The following is a 253-nucleotide window of genomic DNA, read 5'->3' on the forward strand; positions in this document are numbered from 1 at the left end:
CGATTGAATTGGGCCGTCAATATCAAGCTCAGGTATTTATTAATGATTATTGGCCATTGGCGCTTAAGCATGGTGCATTTGGTGTTCACTTGGGACAAGAAGATCTACAAACAGCGGATCTTGATGCTTTAGCTGAGGCTAACATCCGATTAGGGTTATCAACCCATGGTTATTTTGAATTACTGACTGCGTTAAAAATCAGGCCGAGTTATATCGCATTAGGGCATATCTTTCCTACCACAACCAAGCAAAT

1 protein-coding gene is annotated in these 253 nt (G+C 41.1%); it reads left to right on the forward strand.

Annotated elements, in window-relative coordinates:
• Window positions 1–253: thiamine phosphate synthase (locus V0R37_RS22780; RefSeq protein ID WP_420376644.1), on the forward strand; the 253-nt coding region annotated here is incomplete at both ends.

It is taken from the genome of Pollutimonas rozaliensis, assembly GCF_048751585.1.
In the GTDB taxonomy this organism is placed as follows: domain Bacteria; phylum Pseudomonadota; class Gammaproteobacteria; order Burkholderiales; family Burkholderiaceae_B.